5 protein-coding genes are annotated in these 4,544 nt (G+C 67.9%); 2 read left to right on the top strand and 3 right to left on the bottom strand.

Features of this window, described 5'->3' with window-relative positions:
* Positions 1-713 (top strand): sigma 54-interacting transcriptional regulator (locus AC27KI_RS19210; RefSeq protein ID WP_487115304.1); only part of this gene is annotated, 713 nt, incomplete at its 5' end.
* Here the strand turns inward: AC27KI_RS19210 and AC27KI_RS19205 are convergent.
* From AC27KI_RS19205 to adh, 3 genes are all read right to left on the bottom strand, one after another.
* On the bottom strand, positions 688-1,110 hold the full coding sequence (locus tag AC27KI_RS19205) for a DUF779 domain-containing protein (RefSeq protein WP_284406404.1): 423 nt from the start codon (positions 1,108-1,110) through the stop codon (positions 688-690). The two genes, AC27KI_RS19210 and AC27KI_RS19205, sit on opposite strands and share 26 nt — an antisense overlap.
* Before the next feature lie 5 nt (positions 1,111-1,115).
* The gene (gene adhP / locus AC27KI_RS19200) at positions 1,116-2,150 is read right to left on the bottom strand and encodes an alcohol dehydrogenase AdhP (RefSeq protein WP_487090396.1); all 1,035 of its coding nucleotides are present in this window, start codon (positions 2,148-2,150) and stop codon (positions 1,116-1,118) included.
* Between the two features lie 109 nt (positions 2,151-2,259).
* Entirely contained in the window at positions 2,260-3,780 is a 1,521-nt protein-coding gene (adh, locus tag AC27KI_RS19195) for an aldehyde dehydrogenase (RefSeq protein WP_487115302.1), read from the bottom strand.
* A gap of 331 nt (positions 3,781-4,111) precedes the next feature.
* On the opposite strand from adh, the gene AC27KI_RS19190 reads away from it, so the two are divergent.
* On the top strand, positions 4,112-4,492 hold the full coding sequence (locus AC27KI_RS19190) for a TfoX/Sxy family protein (protein ID WP_487090398.1): 381 nt from the start codon (positions 4,112-4,114) through the stop codon (positions 4,490-4,492).
* The last annotated feature ends 52 nt before the right edge of the window (positions 4,493-4,544 follow it).

Raw genomic sequence — 4,544 nt, 5'->3', positions numbered from 1 at the left:
TGCGCGTGCTGCAGGAGCGCAGCGTTTCGCCGCTGGGTGGGGTGCGGCAGGTGCCGGTGGACGTGGCCGTGGTCTGCGCCACGCACCGCAACCTGCGCGAGATGATGGCGCAGGGCACCTTCCGCGACGACCTGTATTACCGGCTGAACGGGCTCGTCGTGCGGCTGCCCGCGCTGCGTGAGCGCACCGATCTGGCCGTGATCGTCGAGCGCATCCTGCGTGCGCAGGCCGACGCCCCCGCCAGCGCGGTGCCGCGCGTCGCGCCCGAGGCCATGGCGCTGTTCGCCGCGCATGCCTGGCCGGGCAACCTGCGCCAGTTGAGCAGCGTGCTGCGCACCGCGGCGCTGATGGCGCGGGGCGACGCCGGGGTGATCCAGCGGGCGCATCTGCCCGAGGACTTCCTGGAGGATTGCGACCTGCTGCTGGCGCATGCCAACGGCACGGCAGTCAATGCAGGAGGGCCTGCCCCGGCCCTGGCCGGGGCCTGGGCCTTGCCGGGCGAGCATGCGTTGGCACACAGCCCCGTTGCCGTGCCGCGCCTGGGCGATACCACCGCTGCTGCCCTGGCGCAGGCGCTAACGGCCCACGGCGGCAATGTATCGGCCGCGGCGCGTGCGCTGGGCGTGTCGCGCAACACCGTGTACCGTCACCTCAAGGCGGCGCAGGCCGCAGGCGGGCCCGAGCCTTTCAAGCCGGCGGCCCGAGCGCGCTGACGGCCTCCCATTCCGCGTCGCTGTACAGCCGCGACCGTGTGAGAAAACGCAGGCCCGTGGGCCGTTCCAGCGAGAACATGCCGCCGTTGCCGGGCACCGCATCGATGATGAGGTGCGTGTGCTCCCAGTAGGCAAACTGCGAGCGGCTCATGTAGAAGGGCGTGCCCGCGATCTCGCCCAGCAGCACGTCCGAATCGCCCAGCAGAAACTCCCCCAGCGCGAAGCACATCGGCGCGCTGCCGTCGCAGCACCCCCCCGACTGGTGGAACATGAGCGGGCCGTGCTGCGCGACCAAGCGCTCGATGAGCGCGACGGCCGCCGGCGTGGCCGAGACGCGGCCCACAGGCCCGGTCTCCGGGGCGGGTACCGGTGTGGAGGGGGCGGCCGGCGTGTTCATGGGGATCAGGCCGTTGCCATGTCCAGCACGATGCGCCCCTGGATCTGCCCCTGGCGCATGCGGTCGAACACGTCGTTGATGTTCTCGAGCTTCTCCGTGGCCACGGTGGCCTTCACTTGGCCGCGCGCGGCGAAATCGAGCGACTCCTGCAGGTCGAGCCGCGTGCCCACGATGGAGCCGCGCACCGTCACGCCGCGCAGCACCATGTCGAAGATCGGCAGGGGGAAGTTGCCGGGCGGCAGCCCGTTGAGCGCCACCGTGCCGCCGCGCCGAACCATGCCCAGGGCCTGCTCGAAGGCCTTGGGCGACACGGCGGTCACCAGCGCACCGTGGGCACCGCCGATCTCCTTTTGCAGGTAGGCGGCGGGGTCGGTGGTCTTGGCGTTCACCGTCACGCTCGCACCCAGCTGCCTGGCGAGGTCGAGCTTGTCGTCTTCCACGTCCACGGCGGCCACGTTCAGGCCCATGGCCTTGGCGTACTGCACGGCCATGTGGCCCAGGCCGCCGATGCCCGAGATGACGACCCAGTCGCCGGGCTTGGTGTCGGTCACCTTGAGGCCCTTGTACACCGTGACGCCGGCGCACAGCACCGGCGCGATGTCCACGAAGCCGATGTCCTTGGGCAGGTGGCCCACGAAGTTCGGGTCGGCCAGGGCGTAGTCGGCAAAGCCGCCGTTGACCGAATAGCCGGTGTTGCTCTGCGATTCGCACAGCGTCTCCCAGCCGCCCATGCAATGCGTGCAGTAGCCGCACGCCGAGTGCAGCCAGGGCACGCCCACGCGGTCGCCTTCCTTCACGTGCTTGACGTTCTTGCCGACGCCGGCCACGAAGCCCACGCCTTCATGGCCCGGGATGAACGGCGGGTTCGGCTTGACGGGCCAGTCGCCTTCGGCGGCGTGCAGGTCGGTGTGGCACACGCCGGAGGCCTCGATTTTCACGAGGATCTGGTCGTCCGAAGGCGTGGGCACGGGCACTTCCTCGATGGTGAGCGGCTGGCCGAATGTGCGAACGACAGCGGCCTTCATGGTCTTGGCGGTCATGGGTGGGGAAATCCTTTCGTCTGCAGCGGATGTGCAGCGGGTTCAACGGGGTGTCGGGCCTTCACGGTAGGCCCGACACCCGGTGGCTGGGCTGATGCAGATCAAGCGATCAGAAGAAGCCCAGCGGCGCCTGCGAGTAGCTCACCAGCAGGTTCTTGGTCTGCTGGTAGTGGTCCAGCATCATCTTGTGGTTCTCGCGGCCGATGCCCGACTGCTTGTAGCCGCCGAAGGCCGCGTGCGCAGGGTACTGGTGGTAGCAGTTGGTCCACACGCGCCCGGCCTGGATGCCCTTGCCCATGCGGAAGGCGCGTGCGCCGTCGCGGCTCCACACGCCGGCGCCCAGGCCGTAGAGCGTGTCGTTGGCGATCTCCAGCGCCTCTTCCTCGGTCTTGAAGGTGGTCACCGACAGCACGGGGCCGAAGATCTCCTCCTGGAAGATGCGCATCTTGTTGTGGCCCTTGAACACCGTGGGCTTCACGTAGTAGCCGCCGGCCAGGTCGCCGTCCAGGTGGTTGCGCTCGCCGCCGATCAGGCACTGCGCGCCCTCCTGCTTGCCCAGGTCCAGGTACGAGAGGATCTTTTCGAGCTGCTCCTGCGAGGCCTGCGCGCCGATCATGGTGGCCTTGTCCAGCGGGTGGCCCTGCTTGATGGCCGCCACGCGCTTCAGGGCGCGTTCCATGAACTGGTCGTAGATCGATTCCTGCACCAGCGCGCGGCTGGGGCAGGTGCAGACCTCGCCCTGGTTGAGCGCGAACATCGCAAAGCCTTCCAGCGCCTTGTCGAAGAAGCCATCGTCGGCCGCCATCACGTCTTCGAAGAACACATTGGGGCTCTTGCCGCCCAGCTCCAGCGTCACGGGAATGATGTTCTGGCTGGCGTACTGCATGATGAGCCGGCCCGTGGTGGTCTCGCCCGTGAAGGCTATTTTTGCGATGCGCGGACTGCTGGCCAGCGGCTTGCCGGCTTCCAGGCCGAACCCGTTCACCACGTTGACCACGCCGGGCGGCAGCAGGTCGCCCACCAGTTCCAGCAGCACGAGGATGGAGGCGGGCGTCTGCTCGGCGGGCTTGAGCACCACGCAGTTGCCGGCGGCCAGGGCCGGTGCGAGCTTCCATACCGCCATGAGGATCGGGAAGTTCCACGGAATGATCTGCCCCACCACGCCCAGCGGCTCGTGGAAGTGGTAGGCCATGGTTTCGTGGTCGATCTCGCTGATGCCGCCTTCCTGCGCGCGGATGCAGCCCGCGAAGTAGCGGAAGTGGTCGATGGCCAGGGGAATGTCGGCGGCCATGGTCTCGCGCAGCGGCTTGCCGTTGTCCAGCGTCTCGGCCACCGCGATGGTGAGCAGGTTGGCTTCCATGCGGTCGGCGATCTTCAGCAGGGCGTTCGCCCGGTCGGTGGTGGAGGTCTTGCCCCAGGCGGCCTTGGCCTTGTGGGCGGCATCCAGTGCAGCGTTGATGTCCTTGTCGTTGGAGCGGGGGATGGAGGTGAACACCTGGCCGTTGATGGGCGAGGTGTTCTCGAAATACTGGCCGTCGACGGGCGGCACCCACTGCCCGCCGATGTAGTTGCCGTACTGCTTCTTGTAAGGGTTGGCGATGCCGAGGCTGGCGATTTCTGCCATGTTCATGGTGCATGTCTCCTGTGGTCGGTTGGGGTGTTCCACGCCACCGGGGTGGCGCGGGCCTCTGTGTTGGCGCAATGCACGTGCCAGCTGGGTCAGGGCAGGCCAACCTTCAAAATGAATAGCAGGCAAACCAAGCAGATCAAGCGGTGGTGGTCGATTGCTCTTTGATCGCTTCAAGGCCGCATCGAGCGCTGGAGTGCCCCGTGGCGCAACGGGTGTTCCGTTGCGGAACACTTGGCGGGTCGATGTGGAACAACGCCGGACCCGCACAATGGACGGGTTCCCCATTCGACCTCCGCACGTCACCCCGATGAAAAAGCCGCCTTCCGCTCCCGTGAGTGCCTTCGCCCAGGAACTGCCCGGGGTCTTCGCGCCTTGGGGCTCCGTCCGCTTGCGGCGCATGTTCGGCGGCTGGGGCGTCTTCCACGAAGGCCGCATGCTGGCGCTGGTGGTGAACGATGCGCTGTACCTCAAGGCCGATGCGCTCACCGCGCCGGTGTTCGACGCCCGTGGCCTGCAGCCTTTCGTCTACGAGCGCCATGGCCGCCCGGTGGCGCTGTCGTACCGGCAGGCCCCGGCGGAAATGTACGAAGGCCCGGCCGAAGCGGTGGAGTGGGCCAGCCGGGCCTGGGAGGCCGCCCTGCGGTCGGCTTCCCGGCCGGGGCCGGCGGCAAGCCGCAGGCCGGGTGGTTCGGTGGACAAAAAGGGGCGGTGAGCCACCGCGCCGTCCGGTGCTATTGATTTGATAGCTACCAGGGCAATCAAAA

It is taken from the genome of Acidovorax sp. KPB24-03, from assembly GCF_057546605.1.
This window is presented reverse-complemented; position numbering and strand designations above follow the sequence as displayed.

Bases quoted from the DNA above. Each gene is read 5' to 3' on its own strand.
- AC27KI_RS19205 (WP_284406404.1), bottom strand. From the start codon at position 1,110: ATGAACACGCCGGCCGCCCCCTCCACACCGGTACCCGCCCCGGAGACC.
- adhP (WP_487090396.1), bottom strand. From the start codon at position 2,150: ATGACCGCCAAGACCATGAAGGCCGCTGTCGTTCGCACATTCGGCCAG.
- adh (WP_487115302.1), bottom strand. From the start codon at position 3,780: ATGAACATGGCAGAAATCGCCAGCCTCGGCATCGCCAACCCTTACAAG.